The sequence below is a fragment of the Arthrobacter sp. YAF34 genome (assembly GCF_052113245.1).
Taxonomy (GTDB): Bacteria; Actinomycetota; Actinomycetes; order Actinomycetales; family Micrococcaceae; genus Arthrobacter.
Window position 1 is genome coordinate 25537 of the sequence record NZ_JBFRCV010000014.1, and the last position, 20880, is coordinate 46416.

The following is a 20880-nucleotide window of genomic DNA, read 5'->3' on the forward strand; positions in this document are numbered from 1 at the left end:
TGGTCTCAGCCCATATCTAGAGAGCTCGGCCCTGTCGGGCCTCCCCGTTCGCCGGGCGGAAAGTTTGGCGTAGCGGTCAGCCGCTGTGGGTTTGCTCGTTGTGCCGTGCTCGCCGGAGCAAGCGGATGCGCCCTACCTTGAAGGCGGCCCCAAGCGCTGCGGTCCCAGCCCCGGCGCCGGGCAACGGCACGGAGGGGACCGGATGTAGCTTGGCCACCGGGCCCGTCCGGCCGCCCGCCCCCCCTGCTGCGACGCCTTTGGATGCGCATCCCGATCAGCGTTGAAGTTTTCTTAATTCCGGGTCCTCAGCGGTTTGCCGGCACCTGCCTACGCCAGAAGTTATGGTGTCTAGAAGGTACCGAAGCGGCACCCCTTGAACGGGACCCAGTACCGGGGATATACACGCATTTGCTACCGCCCTTCCGGATTGAGAATCCTGCAAATCACGGGCCTCACGGCCGGGACAGCCCGGCCGCAGAATCTGCGCATGGTTCCGGGCATGACGAAAACTCAAGGGCGCTTCGCGCGTCGGTACGGTGCCAGCCAGCTCGCGGCCGCAACTGTCGTTCTCGCCTGGCGAGAACCAACGATCATGCCCACTAGCCACGGGCCAGCGCTTCAACTTTGCCCTCACCTATCGGTCCGCAGTGCCGCGTCTTTGAGCGTCGGCGGAGACGCACAATGGTGAGCGCCCTCAACCGCCGGCTGGCCCGGGAGACCGTACACAGCTCCCTGCTTCCGTCCGCCTGCTCGGTCGAGGAAGTGGCGATGCACAACCGGCTCGATCCCTATTGGGACCAGCTCTGGGCTCCGGGTTCGCAGGCATCATGGGCCTCGATTCGTACCGCCCGAACGCACAAGAACAACGGATGGGGCAGGGTCAACGCCAAGCTTCTGCCGAATCATAAGGAAGCGACGCGCCTGCTTACGAGCAACCGGCGCCGCGCGGACCGGCTCGCGACGTGGGGCGTCCTCAATTCGTGGACTGCCGTATCGGCCGAACAGCTCGCGGCGTTTACCGGCTCCCGCTACGTCCTAGACCCGCGCGGGTCCACGATCGCCGCCTCGTTCGCTGTCGACCTCCTCGACATCGGGATGTTTCCTAACCCGCTCGCCGCCATCCCGAACCCGGACCGGAACTATCTGTACCGTGCCGCACGGTCTGACGCGTTCGAAAAACACATCGTGCCCACACTAACTTGGCCGGAGTGGGCGTCCGTCACCGGCGGATTGGGGTGGGCATCTGGCGGCCAGTACGACCGCCACAACCTGCTCGCCGCTGAGCTTTGCCTTCGGGTCGCGGAGTACCTTCCGATCGGCGCCATCCTGGGCGAGAAATTCTCGACGGTCGACCTCCTCGCCGGCAGCGGACTCGGGCGCACGGTGAAGATGCCGGACAATCGGCGCGCCGACGGTACCATCGTCCGCAGCGACGGCATGAGAATCGCGCTCGAGCTAACAGCGACAACGTCCCGCGGGCTGGAGAGCAAGGTGCGGCGTTGGGCGCGGCTCCTGACGGAGCGGTCACTGGAAACTTCCGGTCTCACCGTTCTCTTCGTCGCAGCCCCGCACCCGGACCGCAAATTCGGCGGCGGGAACGACCCCCGTCGAGGGATCTATGAAACAGTCCGCGGAGTCCTGAAGGAATTCCCGGGTCGAGGGCCCGACTCCGCGGCCGCACGCATCGGGGTCACCAGCTGGGAGGACTGGTTCCCTGGCCAGCACCAACTCTCTGAACGGTTTTTCCACCTCGAAGCCGACTTCATGGTCGGCCCAGGACCCGGGCCGGAACGATGGACGACGCGCCGCATGCTCACAGACTATACGTTCGAGCCGTGGCACACGTTCGACGCGACGGCCGTGGTCGACAACGCCCCCATCCTGGCCGCGACACCGCACTGGATGAGGACCGGGGACCGCACACACCTCATCGGAACACCAGCAGACCGCGCCGCAGTGCGAGTCCCGCACCCGGCACCAGTGCGGCCGCACCTGGCAAAGGGACGGCCTCTGGGCGCCGGCACAGGAGGAGCCGGCGACTCTAAGCTCCCAGTACGACTACGCCTCGTCTGGTAACCGGAAGTTCCTGGTGATCACGGAGAGGATGGCGAGCCCCTAGGCCCCAAGCAAGAAGAACAGAGGGCCTAGGGCCCGTCCGAATCGACGAGCCCTTTGTCCGATTTACTTCACGATCAGCGAGATCATTTCAGATTGGCGTCCAGACGAAGGCCCCACGAGGGCCGTGAATCGCGGATTTTGGGGCCTGTTTTGTGGATCGATGGCTCTTTGGCGACATTCTGTGATCTGTCGATAGTGGCCGCTTTGTTCGGTAGGGTATCTCGCAACGAGCGCCCCGGTCTGGGTGAGAGATACGGTCACGGCGACGCGAGCACCTGCGGATTCAGTCGGCGGTGCGCGGCCGTGGCGGCGCCTTTCTCAAAAATGTCATTATTTTGACGAGTTGAGTATATGACCGAGTTTCGACCCCCCAGCGTGCAGGATGCGGTCGACGTGGGCTTGAGTCACCTTGTTGTATTGCTCCCCGTCCGACAGTGCGGCCTGTAACCACCCTGGGCCCTTCCGTACCACAACCTCAGGCGCAAGACGCTCGAGCTCCCCCTCCTCGACTAAGACAACACCGACCTCGTCCAGCAAGCCGAGGAGAGTGCTGGCCGCCTTACGCGCAGACCCCTTGAATGCCGACATGCCATGGTCCTTAACGGACGCCCATGGTGAGCCTTGGGTTCTGAGTTGGGCTAGGACGAGTTCTTTGTCGCCTGTAGAGAACTGAGCCTCTCGCTTGCCCTCGAGAGCGGAGACGATAGCGTCTAGTACGTGACCGACTTTGGCAGGTTCCCGTGGTGCGTTCAGGTCGACTGTTGCCAGCTTCCAGAGTTTTGCCATCTCGTCCGTCCATACTCCGCCTACAGAGTTAACCAGGATTTGAAGCTTCCTTTGATCGGAGAGCATGTCGAGGTCGGGGGCCGCCACGACCGGCACATCAACGGCGCTTAGGGCAGCGGATACTTTGGCCATCCCGTCTTTTCCGCCCGTGGGGATAAACAAGATCTCGTTCCTGGGCAGGGGGCCCTCCTCGCGCCCGTCACAATCAATGGCAGCTGAGAGGTAGGCGCAGTCACCCTCGGCCTCCGCAACGACCACGAGCCGGTGGAATAGTCCGTCCAACACATTCGTGTACTTCAGCACCGGGTCGGTCCACAGAGACTTCAGTTGGGTCGAGTCGAGCCGGCTTGCCTTGGTCGGCCCGTCACCCCTAGTTAGTCGGACAACCGAAACGTCAACCCCGGAGTCGAGAAGCCCGGTCAGGAAGCTTCGGTCGTGTGTCGCCACAAGTATTTGGAGGTCCGTTTTTACCGCCAAACGCCCCAGTTCCGCACCGAGAGCGTGGGCCTGTGGCGGGTGCAAAAATGCCTCGGGTTCATCGATTATGACAACCTTGTACGCGGCGGTCACGATCGGGAGTAGTTGACCCATCAAACTTCGCATGCCATCGCCCTGGTCGTCTAGCGGCCGCAGGTCAGCCATTCGCTCGCGGTACTCGACGGGAATATCGTTAATTCGGGGCGCTTCCATGCCCATCTCGCCGACGCGGAGGCGAAGGGTGCGACCAAGTGTGTCGAGAGTTAACGGCGGACCGAACACGTCGCGAGAAACGGCGCTCACTTCCTCGAGGAGCAGCCGTGAGTCCTGTAGATAGTGGACCGGATGTTGTGGTGGATCCCCAACCGATTCACGCATCTCGGCGGAGCCACCGATTCCAAAGCGCCCTTGGGCGTTGCCATAGAAGACAAGTGAACTCGCGAGCACGCCAAGTCCGATGAGTGGAGTCTGCCAGCTCTGAACCAGGAGGGCCGGGTGCTGGACACCTGTTTGTGGTCTCTGAAAGCCGGAGTTCGTACCTTGAACCACGAAACTCGAGTTCTGACCAAGCCACGAAATGACATCCGCCGGGCTGCCAGGGCCGTACAGTTCGAGCGAATCCACGGCAATGCGCGACTGCTCGGGATTACCGGGGTGGTGCGAGAGCTTCTCCCAAACTTCGCGAAGAACCGTCGACTTGCCAGCGTTGTTGGCCCCGACAATTGCCGTTACCCCGGCGCGCTGCAACGGAATCGATTCACCACCGATCAGATTTATGCGGTCGATTGCAAAGTCGAACTCATCCGCATTGCCACCCATGAGGTGCGAATAGCCAGGAAAAACCGCGTCAAAGCGTTCACTCCAGTCCTGCGTCAAAACTTCCCCTCAGCGCCGATTGCTTCCGCGAGAGCCTGTCCGCCGCTTTCGCCAAAAACGGCAATGCGCTGCTCCAGAGCTACCTTCAATTGCATATCGGAAGCTTACGCGAGCAAGCATCCCGCAACCCGAAGGCCACCAACGCGCCGAACGCCGTGACCGTCGTGTCCAAGTCCGTCTCCCCTCGGGAACTAATCCTGGCTCGTTAGTGCCAACAGGTCGGCGTCTCGTGCATCCAGCCCCTCCAGCGCCCATCTGCTGTCTGAACCCTGATCACGGCGGCTGAACGGCCAATGGAGATAGTTGAGAAACATGGCGCGACACGACGCAGTTCCCGGGTGTAATCCCGAGCTGTGGGCCACGCCGGAAGCTGTTCGGCGCCCTGACTGACGTAACGCACGCACCGATCCCGCTCGGCTCCCCGGGCCGATGCCGCGGCAGGCCCTCTAATGTCGTCTGCCAGGATTTCTCCGTTGCCTGACCGGCGCTGACCACCCTGTGACCACGGCTCCGGTGGTCATGAAAATCGGCGCCAGCATTGGGAAGCAGGGCCCTATAAATATATAAACCGACTTAACCGACCTTTTAACTCTCTCTATAGGGGCTCTCCGCACCATATGCCTCTTGGGCTGGCAGACACTATATGCCTTTGGTTCCTATAGGGGTGTAGTAAACAGGTCGGTTGGGTCGGCACAGACCTCTCCTTCGGACTAAATTCCGCGCCTGACATGGGACATCGCGACAAAATCGTGACCAGCGAAGGTCCGACGAACGTGGTCAGGACCGTTGGAGAGCCCCTCGATACCCGTTGGCTGTGCCGGCGGGGCCGGCGGAGAGATCCATTAGCCGTGAAGGGCTCCATTAGGGCCGCCAGGGCGCGAAAAACCCCGCCGCACCCTATCGCGGGTGTGGCGGGGTTTCTGGGCCGTTAGGAGGCGCTGTAGGCCTCGTCCTGGTCCTTGATACCACCGGCGAGGATCAGGTCCAAGGCGATCGGCACGCCCGCCACGCGGGGACGCTGAGCGCCGGTGCCGGACCCAGTGTCGACACGCACTGTGTTCGACGGCCCGCCTTTGTCGACGCTGCGGGTCACGACGGAAGGCGTCAGGCCCTCGTCCCAGACGGACGCCCAGGCAGACGTACCGCCTTGACCAGGCAGGATCAGCTTCGGGTAGGCCTCCGCGGCCATGTTGAAGGCCGTGTCCTTGTCGAAGACGATGATCTTCTGTCCGCCCTTGCTCACGACCGTTCCGATCTTGAGACCGTTTGGCTTCAGCGCCCCGTCGGATCCGTTTCCAACCGACCAGCCGAGCTGGTGGTTAGCGAAGGACTCGTCCTCGTCGGCGTCCTGGATCGGCGGCTTCGTCGGGTTCTGTCCGGAAATCAGGTGGGCGCCACCCGAAGCGAGCAGGGACGAGAGTGCCCGGACCAGGGAGATCCCGGGGTTGGACTTCTTGCTTTCGCCGTGGGCGTCGCAGACCAGGGCGACCAGGTCCTTGCCGATGCCGCGCTCCAGGGCGAAGATGCCGGCGAACTCAGGGCCCATATCCAGTTCGTTGGCGAACAGGGCCAGTACGTCGAAGACGACCAGGATGTCCGCGGCCAGGGAGGTGGCGCGCTCCAGTGAGCCGCCGGTGGCGCCGCGTTCCTCCATCGTGGTTTCCGCGAAGCCCTGGACGGTGGTGCGCATGTCCTCCAGCCGCACGTAGAACGTCTCCCAGCCGCCGGGTTTGGTGATGGCGAGATACCGGATGTAGCGCAGCAGGTGGGAGGTGAACCGGGCCTGGGTGCCTTCCTCCTTGGACATCTGGTTGATTCGGGTTGTGGGTTCCTTTGACTTGGACAGCCGTCCGTGGCCCAGGTACGCCGGGATGAGGCGCTCCTTGGCCGACGGGGTCGTCAATTCGTTCTCGGCGGTGATGATCAGCTGCGCGAAGGGCTTGTAGACCTTACGGCTGGACATGTCCGCGTTCATGCGGCCCTTGGAGGCGTTGTTGAAGATCGACCGGGTCAGGTCGCCGAGCTTGGCGTCCTCTGATTCGGCCTGCCGCTTCACAGGCGACGGGGCCAGGTCATCGACCACCCAGATCGGGGTACGGGAGACACACATCTCGATGTACGCGACGGTGTCCTTGGCCGAGCCCGGGAGCTGGTCCTGCCAGTTCGCGCGGCGGCGCGCCCAGAAGTACATCATGCACTTGGCAGAAAAACTCTTACCTTTCCCCTTGGGACCCCACAAGTACACGGTGGCGCGCGGGCGCAGCGGCAGGACCGGGCGAAGGGCGGCGCCGAGCACGAGCGCGGCGGTACCCGGGTCCGTCCACGCACCGGAGGTGATGTAGGCGTCGACGACGTCGCGGAAGTCCTTGCGGACCATCTCCCGGTACTCGGGATCCTCGAAGTCGCCTTCGAGCATGTCGCCCACGCCGAACATCGGCAGCGTCGGGACGTCGCGTTCATCCAGGCCGCAGACGCTCGTGTCATCGTCGACTTCACCGATCATCTGGTCGCCAATGAGGAAGACCGGGTCGCCGCCTTCGACGGGCACCCAGCCCATCTGCTCCCAGCTGGTGCGGCTCTTGGTCTCCGCGACCCGGTTCGCCTTCAGAGCGGCCAGCCAGGCGTCGCCCTTGGCGGCGCGCGGCGGCCACGACGGGTGGCACAGCAGGTTCGTGGGGATGTTCGCTTTCTGCCAGACCCAGTCGGCAGGCTGGTGGCTGAGGATCGTTACCGGCCCCGTGACGAGCGCGGTCCGGGCAATGCCGTCCGTCTCCCAGGAGACCTCGATCTCCACCCTGGAGTCGGCGGCGTCGTGACCACGGGCACTCCCGTCGAAGGTGCCGGTGCGCAGTTCGTCGTTGGTCGGCTGTCGTTTGGCCTCCAGGGTCTTGATCCGACCGCCCAGGCCCACGATCTTCTTCCAGGTATAGGAGCCGACACTGCCGCCGGGTCCGTCCTTGATCGCAAAGCACTCCTCCACGGAGAAGCCGTCCCTAGCGACACGGACGGCGCCGTGGTACTCGTTTTCGCTGCCTTCCGGGGCCGAGGGCAGCTCATTCGTCAAGGCCGCCACGAGAGTGCTCCACGTCCCGTGTCCGGTCAGGTAGTCGGCCGGGGCCACCCATCCGGTTTCCCCGTCCCCATCCGTTACGGTCAGCCCGGCATACCGCACCGAGGCCACCTTCCCCTTCTCGGCCAGGGAGCTGGCGAGCTTCGTTGCCGCAGCCCGCAGGCCGGGTACGCTCACCGGATCAGCGCTCAGGAGGATCCATGCCTCCCTGCCGCGCAGCTTGATCTCGCCGAAGTTCACAACCTCCCCGCGGCAGCTCCGCAGATCGGTGACGGAAACGATCAGGACCCGGCGCTCCGCGGGGATACCTTCCAGCAGTGCCCGCAGGACGTCGACCGTTTCCTCCCCGACGTAGGACAAGTCCTCTCGCGAGACCCCCATTGAGAGGAGGTACGCGGTCAACGCGGCGTCCCCGTTCATCAGCCCCTCCACGAGCATCACTTGCCCGGTCGTGTCGATCCAGTTCAGCGGGGTGGCCGGGTGTACGTCCGTCGGGGAGGCGGCCGCGTCAAGCATCACGGACTCGATCAGCCTCCCGTTCTTGTCCGCCTCGGCCATCTGAGGACGGATCTCGTACGTGAACGGGACCGCCGGGGCCCCGTCTGCGTTCGCGGTCTGCACGCTCGTCGGCGTGTGCCAGGGCATCTGGAGGGCGTCGCGGCCGGGCCACGAGCACATGTCCTTGAGGCGGATCCCCTGCTTTGTGGTCGCGCGCACGCCCATGGCTTTGGCCTGCAGGGAGTAGTTGTCCGCGTTCAGGCTGCGGTAGCCTCGAGCGATTGCGACCAACGGGGCGACCCCGGACTCGGCGAGCTTACGGGCCCCTGAACCGGTCAGGGACGAGCCGAAGTCCTCAGGGGCCCACCGCTGGATGAGCATAATCCGGGGAGCAGCCTTGGGGTCGGTGCGCCCTACGGGCGGGTGCAGCGCCGGGACTGAAGCAAACGCCCCATTGATGGCTTCGTGGTTGTTTTCTGGCACGGAGACGCCGGGCAAAGCCCCGGCAACCCGCTTGGTCATGGAACCGATATTGGTGTTCATACCCGTTTCTATGCGTCGACTCCGCTGACGGCCGGTATGGAACTATCGGGGACGTGCTGGCGCCAGTTTTTCAGCTTGCGAAGGCCCTCTCCATGGCGGTGGCCGTATCGTCATAGCCTTCCGGAAGCAGATGCGAGTATCGGTTGATTGTTGTGTTAATGCTCTTGTGCCCTAGGTGCTTCTGCAGTTTGAAGAGGTCCAAGCCGGCTTGGAGCAACCAGGATGCGTTGGAATGTCGGAGGTCATGGATCCTGGGACGCTTCCCCAGTCCCGACGCTTGTGCCTTTATGACTGCACGGTCCCATGCATGCCACGCAGCTCGATGGTCCATCCTCTCGCCGTCTCTGTTAAGGAAAACGTGAGCTCCGGACTTGGCGGATGCGCGCAGCAGCGGTCCGATACTGATGGCGAGCTGTCGATCGACAACTACCGTTCGCCGGGACTGGGCCGTCTTGGGCGGCCCGAGGTACGGCGTATTGTTTTCGTCGTGGGTCCAGGCTCGCGTGATTTTCACTGTCGTCCGGCCTCGCGGATCAATGGAGAAGTCCCTCCCGTAGAGTGCGGTCGCCTCTGAAAACCGGAGCCCAGTCATCGCTAGGAATTCGAAAAGTGAACGGTGCGGTTCGTTGATGAGCCGGCTGAGTCGGCCCCACTCATCCTTCGTAAGGAAGGTCGAGATTTCCTCGATTGCATCACTCTTGGGCAGCGAGACCCCCTTGCAGGGGTTGTCCTGCCGTTTCTTCAATTTGACCATCGTATTAAAGGCCGCGGAAAGGAGTCCGTGGACGTTAGCGATCGTCTTCGAACTCAAACCCTTTGACTGCATCTTCTGAACCCAGCTGGAGACTTCGGCGTAGCCTACGAGGCGTGCGTCTGCGGAACCGAGACCCTCTGTCAGATGGTTTTTCAGATTCCCTTTGTACCGTCGCAGGGTGTAACCGTTCACGCCCGTCAGCAAAGCAATGTGTTCACTCACCATCTTCGACACGGTGAAGGTCTCGGCGTAGAACTCGACTGCGCTCCTGTGGGCGGCGTCCGTGTCCGAGTCATGTGCCTTAAGAACGGTCAACAGGAAGCGGGCATCCGCCTCGTCATCGAACTTCTGCGACAGCGGCTCCCCCGTCTGCCGGTCCCGCCAACGGACGTAGAACGCCGTCATTCCGTTCTTCCGCGTACGCGGCTCTAAGTAGGCCATGCCCATTACTATGCGAGAACTTTGACGACGGGCCGCGGACCCAGCCCGCTCCGCGTGGGCGAGAATCCCATCCGCGTGGGTGGAGACAAAAAAGAACCCCGGTCCAAAGACCGGGGTTCTTTCATTTGCGTGCGCGAGGGGGGATTTGAACCCCCACGCCCTTTCGGACACTGGCACCTGAAGCCAGCGCGTCTGCCGTTCCGCCACTCGCGCGCAACTTCTTCCACTCGGAAAGGGCCCGTTCTCAGGACCGCCAACCTCGTAAAAGCAGCGAGATCAAGCATAACGGACAATTGCGGCAAAACACCAATCGAGCCAATACGCCCCCTGACTGAAGCGGCTTCCGGGCCCCGCGCCGCCGATTGCCGGCCGTCCGCACAGGTCCCGCCGGGACGCCCGCCCGTGGGCGTCCCCGCACGTCAGGCCCGGGTCGGTCCGCTTTTGGACGGCGTACCGGCGGCGTCCGTTGAGGCCATTCCCAGACACGCCCAGTAGTATCTGATGTAGGAGTGTCTGCTGACAGCGGGCTCGCAAAAGTTGGAAACCGAGTTCCAGGAACGAATGCTGCCCTGCAGCCATCAGGAAAGGAGAGGGACCATGGGATTGCTGGACAAAGTCGAGCGCGGCATCGAAAAGGCCGTCCGCGGAGTCTTCTCCACCGGTTCTCGCGCCCAGGTTGAGCCTGTCGAGATCGCAAGCCGCCTCCGCACCGAGGTGGACAACAAGGCCATCACCATCGCCGCGGGGCGCACCCTCGCCCCCAACGTCTTTGATGTGCTCCTGAGCAGCGACGACTTCCAGCGCGCCCAGGAATGGGGCACACCGCTCGCGGAAGAACTGTGCGACGTTGTCATCAACCACGTGCGTAGCCAGGGCTACACCCTCCAGGGACCGGTCCGGATAAGTTTCCGACGCGATGAAGACCGACGCACCGGGGAATTCGACATCAGCTCACGGACCGAGAAAGCCTCTGCCCCCTCCGTTCCGCCGCCGGGTGTGCACAGCAATGTGCCGGCAGCTCCCACACGCCAGCCGGCACAGCTGCAGCCCGTGCTGGACATCGACGGCCAGCGCTATTCGCTGAACGCGCCCTCGATTGTGCTCGGACGGTCCTCGGAAGCGGACATCCTCATTGAGGACACCGGTGTTTCCCGCCGCCATCTGGAAATCCGGACGGGGCCGGGCATCGCCCAGGCGATCGATCTCGGTTCCACGAACGGCAGCTATGTCAACGGCCAAAAGATCGTGGGCAGTTCGGAACTTGCCGACGGCGCCACGATCACGATGGGACGGACCAAAATTATCTTCCGCCTACTGCCCGCTACCCCAGGCGGCCGCGCATGAGCGAACTGACCATAACGGCGCTTCGCTTCGGTTTCCTTATCCTCCTCTGGGTGCTGATCTTCGGCATCGTCTCTGCCATGCGCCGCGATCTGATGATCGGCCGCAAGGCAGCTGCCGGTGCGCCCACGGCACGCCAGGTGCGCAGGAATCCCTCGCTGGCCGAGCCCCCGCCCGCGCCCGTCAAACAGCAGGCCCGCCAACTGATCGTGACCGAAGGTCCGCTCAAAGGCACCACGATCTCCCTCGCGGCGAGCCCCATCCTCCTCGGCCGGGCACAGGAAGCCACACTCGTCCTCGAGGATGACTACGCCTCGGGACGCCACGCGCGGCTGTTTCCGCAGGGCAGCCGTTGGTTCATTGAGGACCTCGGCTCCACAAACGGCACCTACCTGGCAGACCAGCAGCTGACCCGGGCCCTCCCGGTGGAGCTGGGCGTCCCCGTGAGAATCGGCAAGACGGTCATCGAATTGAGGCCGTAGCCGTGGCTGCCCCGGATCTTCCCGCAGACAGGGCCGAAGGCAAACCAACTGCCCCGAAGCGGCCGCTCATCATGCGTTACGCCGCGCGCTCCGACGTGGGCCGCGTACGCGCCAAGAATGACGATTCCGCCTATGTGGGCCGATACCTCGCCGTCGTTGCCGACGGCATGGGCGGCCACGCCGGCGGGGATGTCGCCTCCGCCGCGACCGTTTTGGACATGATCCACCTGGACCATGATGAGTACGACGGCGACGCTGGCACCGTCCTCGCGGACGAAATCCAGACGGCAAACTCGCTGCTTTCCGAGCTTGTCCACATCAATCCCAAGCTTGCCGGAATGGGCACCACGGTCACGGCCCTGCTGCTCGCCGAGGGCAAGCTCCATTTCGCGCACATCGGCGATTCCCGGGCCTACCGGCTGCGCAAGGGCGAATTCGAACAGGTCAGCGTGGACCACACGTTTGTCCAGCGGCTTATCGATGAAGGCCGGCTGCGCCCCGAAGAAGCGGAAACACACCCGCACAAGAACGTCCTCATGCGCGTTTTGGGGGACGTCGATGCCAGCCCGGAACTGGACCTCGATACGCTGGCGGTCCAGGCCGGTGAACGCTGGCTGCTGTGCTCGGACGGCCTGAACTACGTGGCAGGCCACGTCGTGGAGCGCACGGTCCGGGAGACCAAGGACTTGAACGAATGCGCCGATCGGCTTGTTGAACTGACCCTGGAGGCCGGTGCCCCGGACAACGTGACGGTCGTCGTGTTGGACATCGGGGAGCAGATGCCCGACGACGTCCGGACCGCCGCCGTCGACGTCGTCCCCGCGCCCGCCATGCCGGCCGCCGGACCGACGGCGTCCGCCGCGCCCACCGGACCGCTGACCGGCAGCACCGTCGGCGCCGCGAAGTCCTCCGACGAGCCAGAGACCGCAGGGGCCACGGGCCGGCAGGACCGCTCCGCAGCCCCCGGATCCCCGGCCGACGGCGAGACTTCGGACAAGGGCTCGGGGGCCAAAGAGCCGGAGCCCACTACCGACCCGCATCTCGGTGAGCATCTCTCGGCCGAAGTCCTGCGGGAGGAACTCTCCAGTCGCCCCCACGAACTTGTCGGAGCCGCCGCAGCGGCAGCGGAATCAGGGTCAATTCCCTCGATCGCCGGGCGCACCGTGGCGCGCCGCGCGGCCACGGTCCTCACACACAAGTCGGATCAGCCCCGCGAGGACGCCGAAGAGTTCAGGCCCGTCAAACGCCCGCGCCGGTGGCTGACCGTCTCCATTGCCGCTGCGATCGTCGCGCTGCTCTCGGTGGGGCTGTGGCTTGGCTACGCCTGGACCCAGACGCGCTACTACATAGGCGAACACGATCAGCATGTGGCCATCTTCAACGGCGTATCCCAGCGCCTCGGGCCCATCCAGCTTTCCACCCTCGAAACGGTGACCGATATCAAGATGTCCGATCTTCCCGAATTTTCGCAGCAGCGGGTGCTTCAGACAGTGCCCGCCCGCGATCTCTACGACGCGCAGCGGATCGTCAAGAATCTTGAACGTACCGGTACTACCGCCCCGGCCGATGAGTGCCTCACCCCGTCGCCCTCGGCGACGGCGGGCGTCACCCCCTCGGCACACGCCACTCCGACCCCAAGACCCACAGCCTCGCAAAGCGCCAAGGCGGTCCCCAGCCCCTCGGCCTCCCACGCTGCCAAGGCGGTCCCCGGTGCGGCGAAGCCTTCGCCGTCGCCATCGCCCTCCCCCACCCCGACGACAACCTGTGAGGGGGTCAAATGACACCCATCGACCCCGTCCCCAGGCCAAGACGGAACATAGAGCTGGTCCTCCTGGTCCTGGCCCTCGCGGTCGGGATCGGCGCCCAGGCCCTTGTGGGCGTGGACCGGCAGAAAGCCTTCGACGCGGACTTCTGGTTCCAATCAGGCCTCCTGGCCCTGGCCGCACTCGCCTTCCATATGGTGCTGCGGATCCGCGCCAAATATGCCGATCCGGTACTACTTCCGCTCGTCGTCGCCCTTAACGGACTGGGCCTGGCCATGATCCACAGGCTTGACCGTGTGGGTGAGGATACCGGCAACAATCAGCTGCGCTGGACCCTGGTGGCGATGGCCGTCGCCATCGCGGTCATCTGGTTCCTCAAGGACCACCGGATCCTGCGACGGTTCACCTATATCTCCCTGGCCGTCAGCGCCGCGCTCCTCATTCTTCCGCTGGTGCCCGGTATCTCCGCCGGAGAAGTCCTGGGTGCGAGCGTGTGGATCAAGATCGGTTCCATGACCTTCCAGCCGGGCGAAATCGCCAAGATCACGCTGGCCATCTTCTTTGCCGGGTACCTGTCCTCGAACCGGGACCTGATCCTGCTGGCTGGCCGCAAGATCGGCCCGGTGCAGTTCCCGCGGTTCAAGGACATGGGCCCCATGATCACCGCCTGGCTCGTGAGCATCGGGGTGCTGGTCTTCCAGCGAGACCTCGGCACCTCGATCCTGTTCTTCGGCCTGTTCCTCGTCATGATCTACGTCGCCACGAGCCGCATCAGCTGGGTCATCATCGGCCTCGTCCTGATGGTCGTGGGCGGCTTCGCGGCAGCCAAAGTGTTCTCACACGTCGCCCTGCGGATCGACGGCTGGGTCAACGCCTTCACTCCGGAGGTCTACGGCCGGGAGTTCGGCGGCAGCCTCCAAATTGTCGAGGGCCTCTTTGGCATGGCCAACGGCGGCCTCGTCGGCACCGGCCTGGGCCAGGGACGGCCCAACCTCGTCCCCTTCGCCAACAGTGACATGATCATCGCCTCCTTCGGTGAGGAACTCGGTCTGATCGGCGTCTTCGCGATCGTCCTGATGTACCTGCTGCTGTTTACCCGCGGCTTCCGCGCCGCGCTGGGCACCCGCGACGCGTTCGGCAAGCTGCTCGCCACGGGGCTCTCCTTCGCGATCGCGCTGCAGTGCTTTGTGGTGATCGGCGGCGTCACGCGGCTGATCCCGCTGACCGGGCTCACGACGCCGTTCCTCGCCGCCGGCGGCTCCTCACTCCTGGCGAACTGGATCATTGTGGGCTTGTTGCTGATGATTTCGCACACCGCACGCGGTCCGGTGGACACAACCCCGCTGCCGCCCGGCGAGGAACCGGGTGTGGGCAGGAAACTCGCCGAGACGCCTGCCAAACCGGCCCCGGACCCCCGAACCAGTCCCGACGCACCCACCGAGGCGGTGAAACAGCTGTGAACCAGGCCATTCGCAATTCATGGATCGCCGCCATCGCGATGTTCGTGCTGATCTTCGGCGCGCTCAGCTACGTGCAGGTGGTGGGCGCCGACGAGCTCAAGGCCAACCCCTGGAACCGGCGCGCCATCCTGCAGAACTACTGCAACGACCGCGGCGCAATCCTCGTTGCCGGCGCCCCGGTGGCGGAGTCGGTTCCCGGCACGGAGAGCTGCAAATTCCAGCGGACCTACCCCCAGCCCGAGCTCTATGCGGGCGTCACCGGTTATTTCTCCAAGAACTACGGCCTTACCGGACTGGAAAAGTCGATGAACGACGTGCTGGCCGGCAGCTCGGACCAGCAGTTCCTGGACCGCGTGGGCCAGTTGTTCCTCGGCAATCAGCCCAAGGGCGCATCCGTGGAGCTGACCCTGGATCCCAAGATCCAGAAGCTTGCCTACGACCTCATCCCGGAGGGCCAGCGCGGGCACATCGTGGTCACCAACCCGAAGACCGGTGCCATCTTGGCGATGGTCTCGAAGCCTTCCTATGACCCCAACCTGATCGCCACCCAGGATGCGACGGCCGAACAGGCCAACTACACCAAGCTGAACCAGATCCCGGGGATCAATCTGAACCAGAACGTCAGCGGACCCACAGGGGAGCTGCTGGCACCGGGATCGGTGTTCAAACTCATTGACACCTCTGCGGCGCTGAAATCGGGCAAGTACAACAAGGACAGCGAGCTGCCCAACCCCGCGGAGATGCACTTCCCCGGCATCGACTACACGCTCCCCAACTACGCGGGCGGCAATTGCTACACCCGCACCACGGCGTCGTTCGCGTTTGCCCTGCAGCAGTCATGCAACACACCTTTCGCCAGCATCGCCGTGGACCTGAAGCAGAAAGCCATCGCCGACGAGGCGCAAAAATTCGGCTTCGGCCAGGACTTCGGGGACCAGCTCAAGCTGGACAGCGCCCTAAGCTTCTTCCCGACCGAACCCTTGGACGACGCCGGGCTGGCGCAGTCCTCGATCGGCCAGCGGGACGTCCGGGCCACACCGCTCCAGATCAACACGATGACGGCCGCGATCGCCAACGACGGCGTGCAGATGCAGCCGAACCTGATCAAGGCCGTACGCGCCCCCGACCTGCGGGCGATCAGCGAGCCGAAACCACAGGCGCTGCGCACCGCCACCACCCCGGAGATCGCGCGTCAGATCAACGAGTGGATGGTCAGCGTGGTCGATGACGGCATCGCCAGCCGGGCAGCCGTCCCCGGAGTCCCGGTGGCCGGCAAGACCGGTACAGCGGAACTCGGCAACGGCCTGAACAACTCTTGGTTTACCGGGTTTGCCCCGGCAAATGATCCGCAGGTGGCTGTCACCATCGTCATGGAAAACGTAGACATCATCACCGGCGCAAACCTAACCAGTCCGAACGCGAAGAAGATTTTTGAGGCGGTGTTGAATAAGTGAGGCCTACTTCAGGAATCACCCTCGGCGGCAGGTTCCAGCTGACCACGCGTATTGCGATCGGCGGCATGGGAGAAGTCTGGAAAGCCAAAGACCTGGTCCTTGGCCGCATTGTCGCCATCAAGGTGCTCAAGGAGGAATACACGGGTGACCCCGGATTCCTGCAGCGCTTCCGCGCCGAAGCCCGCCACACGGCCCTCCTGAACCACGTGGGCATTGCCAACGTCTTCGATTATGGCGAGGAAGAGGGTTCGGCCTACCTTGTCATGGAACTGGTTCCCGGCCAGCCGCTGAGCAGCATCATCGAGCACGAGCAGGTGCTCTCCCCGGACCGCACCCTCTCAATGATCGCGCAGACGGCACGGGCCTTGGCGATCGCCCACGCGCAGGGCCTCGTGCACCGCGACATCAAACCGGGAAACCTGCTCATCACCCCGGACGGCCGCGTCAAGGTCACCGACTTCGGCATCGCGCGTCTGGCCGACCAGGTTCCGCTGACCCAGACGGGGCAGGTGATGGGAACCGCCCAGTACCTGGCGCCGGAACAGGCCACCGGACAGACGGCTACGGGAGCCTCGGACATCTACTCCCTTGGCGTGATCGGCTACGAGTGCCTTACGGGCCACCGGCCATTCTCCGGGGAATCCCAGATCGCCATCGCGCTGGCCCAGGTCAACGACGCACCGCCGCCGCTGCCGGACACGCTGCCCAGGCCGGTCCGTGCCCTGCTGATGTCCATGTTGGCCAAGGATCCAAAGAACCGCCCGGCGGACGCCATCAAACTGTCCGAGGCGGCCGAGGCCATCCGTAACGGCGATATCGCCGCGGCCCAAGCGGCGGTTCCCGGGATGCTCCTCTTCGAGGCGACGACCGGCCCCATCACGGCCCCGGTGGATGTCCCCACGGCAGCCACCAGCGTCCTTGCCTCCAGCGCTGCGGAGGACAGGTCGTCATCGGCAACCTCCGCACTGCCCGTCGTCGGCGCCGCTGGCGCGGGCGCCGCAGCAGGTCTGGCGGCCGGTGCCGCCGCCGCGAGCGGTTACGGGGCCCGCAACGCGCTCAACCGCGCCGACGCCCTGGCGGCCGAGCGGAGCTGGGTGCAGGACGACGAGGATGACGACTACGACGAGCCCGTCGAAGAGCAGAAGCGCCGCGGACGCAGCCCCTGGACGTGGCCGCTGATTGCGCTGATCCTGCTCGTGGTGTTCGTCCTGGCCGGTGTGGTGTTGACCCAGGCCGGCAACCTCTTTCCCTCGAAGACGCCCGCCACGACCGGTGCCGCATCCAGCCCCGCGACGCCGAGCAGCCCCACACCCTCGGCCTCCGCGACCCCGTCCGAGACGCCGACCCCCACGCCGAGTTCGGCGACACCGACAGTGTCCACCCCGGCAGCGATCAACCTGATCCCCGATGCCTACCTGGGCCGGCCGTACAACGAGGTCCGCAACGAACTGATCGGCAAGGGGCTGCAAGTCAAGGGCGCCGAGGTCGTCAATGACGCTACACCGGGCACCGTTACGAACATCGACCCCTCGGGTCCGGTCCACCCTGGGGACACGATCACCGTCAGCTACTCCAAGGGACCGAACATGGTTCCCGTGCCGTCCATCCCGTCAGGCGCCAGCGAGTCTGAGGTCCAACAGGCCATCCAAAACGCCGGACTGCGCTGGGCCAAGGGGGCGGACGTCGCTCCCACCGACCAGAAGGAAGACCCCGGAACCTTTGTGAGCTCGGAACCCCCTTCCGGGAGCAAAGTCGTCGCGGGCAGTGTGGTGACCTACCACCTCGCCAAGGCGGCGGCCAAGGACACAACACCCACGCCCACGCCCACCACGTCCGGGCCTTAAGCGGCTATGAGCAATACACCCCGCACACCGTCGCACAGGGAGGATCGCCCCGTGAACACGCAGCGCGTCCTGAGCGGGCGCTATGAGCTGGGTGAGCTGATCGGCCGCGGCGGCATGGCGGACGTCTTCCGCGGCGTCGATACCCGGCTGGGACGCACCGTAGCCGTCAAGCTGCTGCGCCCGGATTTGGCGAGGGATCCCCAGTTCCAGGCCCGGTTCAAGCGCGAAGCCCAGGCTGTCGCGGCCCTGAACCACCCTTCGATTGTGGCGGTCTTCGACACCGGGGACCACGCCGTCCCCGGTGATCACCACGACAGCGTCCGGGTGCCCTATATCGTGATGGAATTCGTCTCCGGCAAGACGATCCGTGACATGGTCAGGGCCAAGGACGTCACAATCGATCAGGCCATCGACTTCACGCTGGGAGTGCTTTCCGCGCTCGATTACAGTCACAAGGCCGGCATCGTGCACCGCGACATCAAGCCTGCCAACGTGATGTTCTGCCCGGATTCAAACAGCGTAAAAGTCATGGACTTCGGGATTGCCCGTGCCATTGCGGACTCTGCGGCCACCATGACCCAAACGCAGGCCGTGGTCGGTACCGCCCAGTATCTCTCCCCGGAACAGGCCCGGGGCGAGGCCGTGGACGCGCGGAGCGATCTCTATTCCGCAGGATGCCTTCTGTACGAGATGCTCACCGGCCGGCCGCCGTTCATCGGCGACAGCCCCGTCTCTGTGGCGTACCAGCACGTCCGGGAAATCCCCGAGCCCGCCAGCAGCCTCAACCCTGAGGTATCGTCGGCGCTGGACAGCGTGCTGATGAAGGCCCTGCAGAAGAACCGCGCGGACCGTTTCCAGGATGCGGCGGCGTTCCGCCGCGCCCTGCGGGCCGCACGCAGCGGCGTTCCGGTGACCCCTCCGGCCGCCAGCGAGGCACCCACCGACCCCACGAACGCCGTTCCCCGGCACGACCCCCTGGCGCCCACGGCAGCCTTCTCGCTGACCGGGGCGAAATTCCTCGACGATTCGCCGGGCGGCCGGCTTCGGCCCGCCGAAGACACGCCCGAAGACATGCCCCAGGATGACCAGGTGCTGCAGCCCGCGGGCACCGAACTCTACGGCACCGCGGACACCGGCAGCCTGCCCCTGGCCCTGCCGGTCGAACGCGAGCAAACACCGCGTCAGAAGTCGCGCCGCCGCACCTGGATCGCGACGTTGGTGGTCCTCACGTTGCTGGTGCTGGCCGGGGGCGGTCTGTGGCTCTACAACCTCATGAACCAGGCCCCGCCGCAGGCAGCCAAGGTCCTCGTTCCCACGGTGACCTCGCTGACGGAGTCGGAGGCCCTGCAGCGGCTCTATAACGCCGGCTTCAAACCTCAGCTCGAGCGACTGCAGCACGAGACCATCCCGAAAGGCACCGCCATCGGCACGGTGCCGTCGTCGGGCAGCTCCATGAACGTCAACTCGGACATCATTCTCAACATATCCGACGGACCCAGCGCCATCACCATCCCGACCGACCTGCCCGGCCGAACCGAGGCGGCCGCCCGCGACCTCCTCCACCAAAAGGGATTGACGGGTTCGCTGAGCACCAAGATGTCCAACGACCCCACGGTCCCGGTCGGGATCGTCATCACCACCAAACCGGCCCCCGGCCAGGTTGTGGGGGTGGCGGACGGCGTCGAAATAGTTGTCTCCACCGGCAAGGTGACCGTGCCGCAGCTCATCGGGCTGCGCCTTGCGGAGGCGAAGACGAAACTGACAGCGCTGGGCCTGAAAATCAACGCCACCGAGGTGGAAAATTCCCAGGTTTCGCCGGGGAATGTGACCGGCCAGGCCGATGCGGCGGATTCGGTTGTTGAACAAGGCAAGACCATCGCCGTGACCGTGGCGAAGGCGCCGGCGCCGTCTCCCTCCCCGACACCGACGCCGTCTCCCACGCCGTCACCGACCAAGTCCGCGTCCAAGGAGGATGCGTCCGTGGGAGGCCTGTTGCCGTAACCCGGTCAGTCGGTACCGGGACAGCGCTCCAGGGTCAGTGCTTGATGAGCGGGCTGAGGTCGGCGGCCCGCTCCGCGGCGCCGGCCATGCCCAGTGATTCGAGCCAGTTGCCGAGCATCTGGTAGCCACCTTCGGTCAGGACAGATTCCGGATGGAACTGGACACCACACAGCGGCGCGGTCCGGTGCTGCAGACCCATGACAACCCCCGTGGCGGTTTCCGCGGTGATCTCCAGGACCTCCGGGATGCTTTCGCGGACAGCTGCCAGGGAATGGTAGCGGGTGGCCGTAAGGGGGGAAGGGAGACCGGCAAAGACACTTGTCCCGCGGTGTTCCACGAGGGACGTCTTGCCGTGCATCAGTTCGGGGGCGTGCGTTACCGTGCCGCCGTAGGCCTCAGCCAGCGCTTGGTGCCCGAGGCACACTCCCAGCATGGGCTTGTTGTGGCTGCCGCACCATTTGATCAACTCAATGCAGACGCCGGCCTCTGCCGGATTCCCCGGGCCGGGAGAGATCAGGACGCCGTCGCGGGCCTCGGCCATGTCGATCGCCTCCGCGAGGGTGACGTCGTCGTTGCGGACCACGGTGGTTTCCGCGCCGAGTTCCTGGAGGTAGCCCACCAGGGTGTAGACAAAGCTGTCGTAGTTGTCGACGACCAGGATCTTGGTTGTGCTCATGGGTGCTTTGCTTAGCCAATCGTTGAATCTGTTAACTGGGTGAATTTCGCCAGCCAGGGAAAAAGGACCTGAACCATCAATACCAGTGCTGCGGCTGCCAGCACCAGCGACGTCACCATCCTGAGCCCCAACGGGCCGGGCGTCCGGATCCCCGCTCCACCTGCGGCACTGTTCTCCAGGACGCGACTGCGGGGTCATCGGTGTGGCCTGAAGTACAGCTAGAATTGGGCGAGCAAAAGAATTCAAACTTGACCAAGAGCGTGTTTGCCGCCGGCGGCGTACTTCCTGCAGGATAT

The 20880-nt window shown here is 64.6% G+C and carries 12 protein-coding genes and 1 tRNA gene; 8 read left to right on the plus strand and 5 right to left on the minus strand.

Annotation, left to right across the window (positions count from 1 at the left end; translation table 11 throughout):
• Positions 1-681 precede the first annotated feature (681 nt).
• A complete protein-coding gene (locus AB4Y72_RS16580) occupies positions 682-2076 on the plus strand; it encodes a hypothetical protein (protein WP_441427241.1) in 1395 nt (464 codons plus the stop codon).
• Positions 2077-2448: 372 nt separating this feature from the next.
• On the opposite strand, the gene AB4Y72_RS16585 is transcribed toward AB4Y72_RS16580, so the two are convergent.
• The 4 genes from AB4Y72_RS16585 to AB4Y72_RS16600 form a co-directional block, all read right to left on the minus strand.
• On the minus strand, positions 2449-4257 hold the full coding sequence (locus AB4Y72_RS16585; RefSeq protein WP_441427242.1) for an ATP-dependent nuclease: 1809 nt from the start codon (positions 4255-4257) through the stop codon (positions 2449-2451).
• Between the two features lie 928 nt (positions 4258-5185).
• Positions 5186-8368 carry a hypothetical protein gene (locus AB4Y72_RS16590; protein WP_441427243.1) on the minus strand — a complete coding sequence of 1061 codons (3183 nt, stop codon included), beginning with the start codon at positions 8366-8368 and terminating at the stop codon, positions 5186-5188.
• 70 nt (positions 8369-8438) lie between these two features.
• On the minus strand, positions 8439-9563 hold the full coding sequence (locus tag AB4Y72_RS16595) for a tyrosine-type recombinase/integrase (RefSeq protein ID WP_441427244.1): 1125 nt from the start codon (positions 9561-9563) through the stop codon (positions 8439-8441).
• 130 nt (positions 9564-9693) lie between these two features.
• Positions 9694-9776 (minus strand) — tRNA-Leu (locus AB4Y72_RS16600).
• Between the two features lie 384 nt (positions 9777-10160).
• On the opposite strand from AB4Y72_RS16600, the gene AB4Y72_RS16605 reads away from it, so the two are divergent.
• Genes AB4Y72_RS16605 through pknB form a run of 7 tightly spaced genes read left to right on the plus strand, consistent with a single transcriptional unit; the run spans position 10161 to position 19908 of the window.
• Positions 10161-10907, plus strand: a complete 747-nt coding sequence (locus AB4Y72_RS16605) for an FhaA domain-containing protein (protein WP_441427245.1) — start codon at positions 10161-10163, stop codon at positions 10905-10907.
• The gene (locus tag AB4Y72_RS16610) at positions 10904-11386 is read left to right on the plus strand and encodes an FHA domain-containing protein FhaB/FipA (protein ID WP_441427246.1); all 483 of its coding nucleotides are present in this window, start codon (positions 10904-10906) and stop codon (positions 11384-11386) included. Before AB4Y72_RS16605 ends, AB4Y72_RS16610 begins: the two co-directional genes overlap by 4 nt.
• 2 nt (positions 11387-11388) lie before the next feature.
• Positions 11389-13167 carry a PP2C family protein-serine/threonine phosphatase gene (locus tag AB4Y72_RS16615; protein ID WP_441427247.1) on the plus strand — a complete coding sequence of 593 codons (1779 nt, stop codon included), beginning with the start codon at positions 11389-11391 and terminating at the stop codon, positions 13165-13167.
• The gene (locus tag AB4Y72_RS16620) at positions 13164-14609 is read left to right on the plus strand and encodes an FtsW/RodA/SpoVE family cell cycle protein (protein WP_441427248.1); all 1446 of its coding nucleotides are present in this window, start codon (positions 13164-13166) and stop codon (positions 14607-14609) included. Before AB4Y72_RS16615 ends, AB4Y72_RS16620 begins: the two co-directional genes overlap by 4 nt.
• A complete protein-coding gene (locus tag AB4Y72_RS16625) occupies positions 14606-16063 on the plus strand; it encodes a peptidoglycan D,D-transpeptidase FtsI family protein (RefSeq protein WP_441427249.1) in 1458 nt (485 codons plus the stop codon). The genes AB4Y72_RS16620 and AB4Y72_RS16625 overlap by 4 nt, the downstream gene beginning before the upstream one ends.
• Positions 16060-17907 (plus strand): protein kinase domain-containing protein, encoded by a 1848-nt coding sequence (locus AB4Y72_RS16630; protein ID WP_441427250.1) that lies wholly within the window; start codon positions 16060-16062, stop codon positions 17905-17907. The genes AB4Y72_RS16625 and AB4Y72_RS16630 overlap by 4 nt, the downstream gene beginning before the upstream one ends.
• A gap of 6 nt (positions 17908-17913) precedes the next feature.
• Entirely contained in the window at positions 17914-19908 is a 1995-nt protein-coding gene (pknB, locus tag AB4Y72_RS16635) for a Stk1 family PASTA domain-containing Ser/Thr kinase (protein WP_441427251.1), read from the plus strand.
• 34 nt (positions 19909-19942) lie between these two features.
• On the opposite strand, the gene AB4Y72_RS16640 is transcribed toward pknB, so the two are convergent.
• Entirely contained in the window at positions 19943-20584 is a 642-nt protein-coding gene (locus AB4Y72_RS16640) for an aminodeoxychorismate/anthranilate synthase component II (RefSeq protein ID WP_441427252.1), read from the minus strand.
• Positions 20585-20880 lie beyond the last annotated feature (296 nt).

Bases quoted from the DNA above. Each gene is read 5' to 3' on its own strand.
- AB4Y72_RS16580 (WP_441427241.1), top strand. From the start codon at position 682: ATGGTGAGCGCCCTCAACCGCCGGCTGGCCCGGGAGACCGTACACAGC.
- AB4Y72_RS16590 (WP_441427243.1), bottom strand. From the start codon at position 8,368: ATGAACACCAATATCGGTTCCATGACCAAGCGGGTTGCCGGGGCTTTG.
- AB4Y72_RS16595 (WP_441427244.1), bottom strand. From the start codon at position 9,563: ATGGCCTACTTAGAGCCGCGTACGCGGAAGAACGGAATGACGGCGTTC.
- AB4Y72_RS16605 (WP_441427245.1), top strand. From the start codon at position 10,161: ATGGGATTGCTGGACAAAGTCGAGCGCGGCATCGAAAAGGCCGTCCGC.
- AB4Y72_RS16610 (WP_441427246.1), top strand. From the start codon at position 10,904: ATGAGCGAACTGACCATAACGGCGCTTCGCTTCGGTTTCCTTATCCTC.
- AB4Y72_RS16620 (WP_441427248.1), top strand. From the start codon at position 13,164: ATGACACCCATCGACCCCGTCCCCAGGCCAAGACGGAACATAGAGCTG.
- pknB (WP_441427251.1), top strand. From the start codon at position 17,914: ATGAGCAATACACCCCGCACACCGTCGCACAGGGAGGATCGCCCCGTG.
- AB4Y72_RS16640 (WP_441427252.1), bottom strand. From the start codon at position 20,584: ATGAGCACAACCAAGATCCTGGTCGTCGACAACTACGACAGCTTTGTC.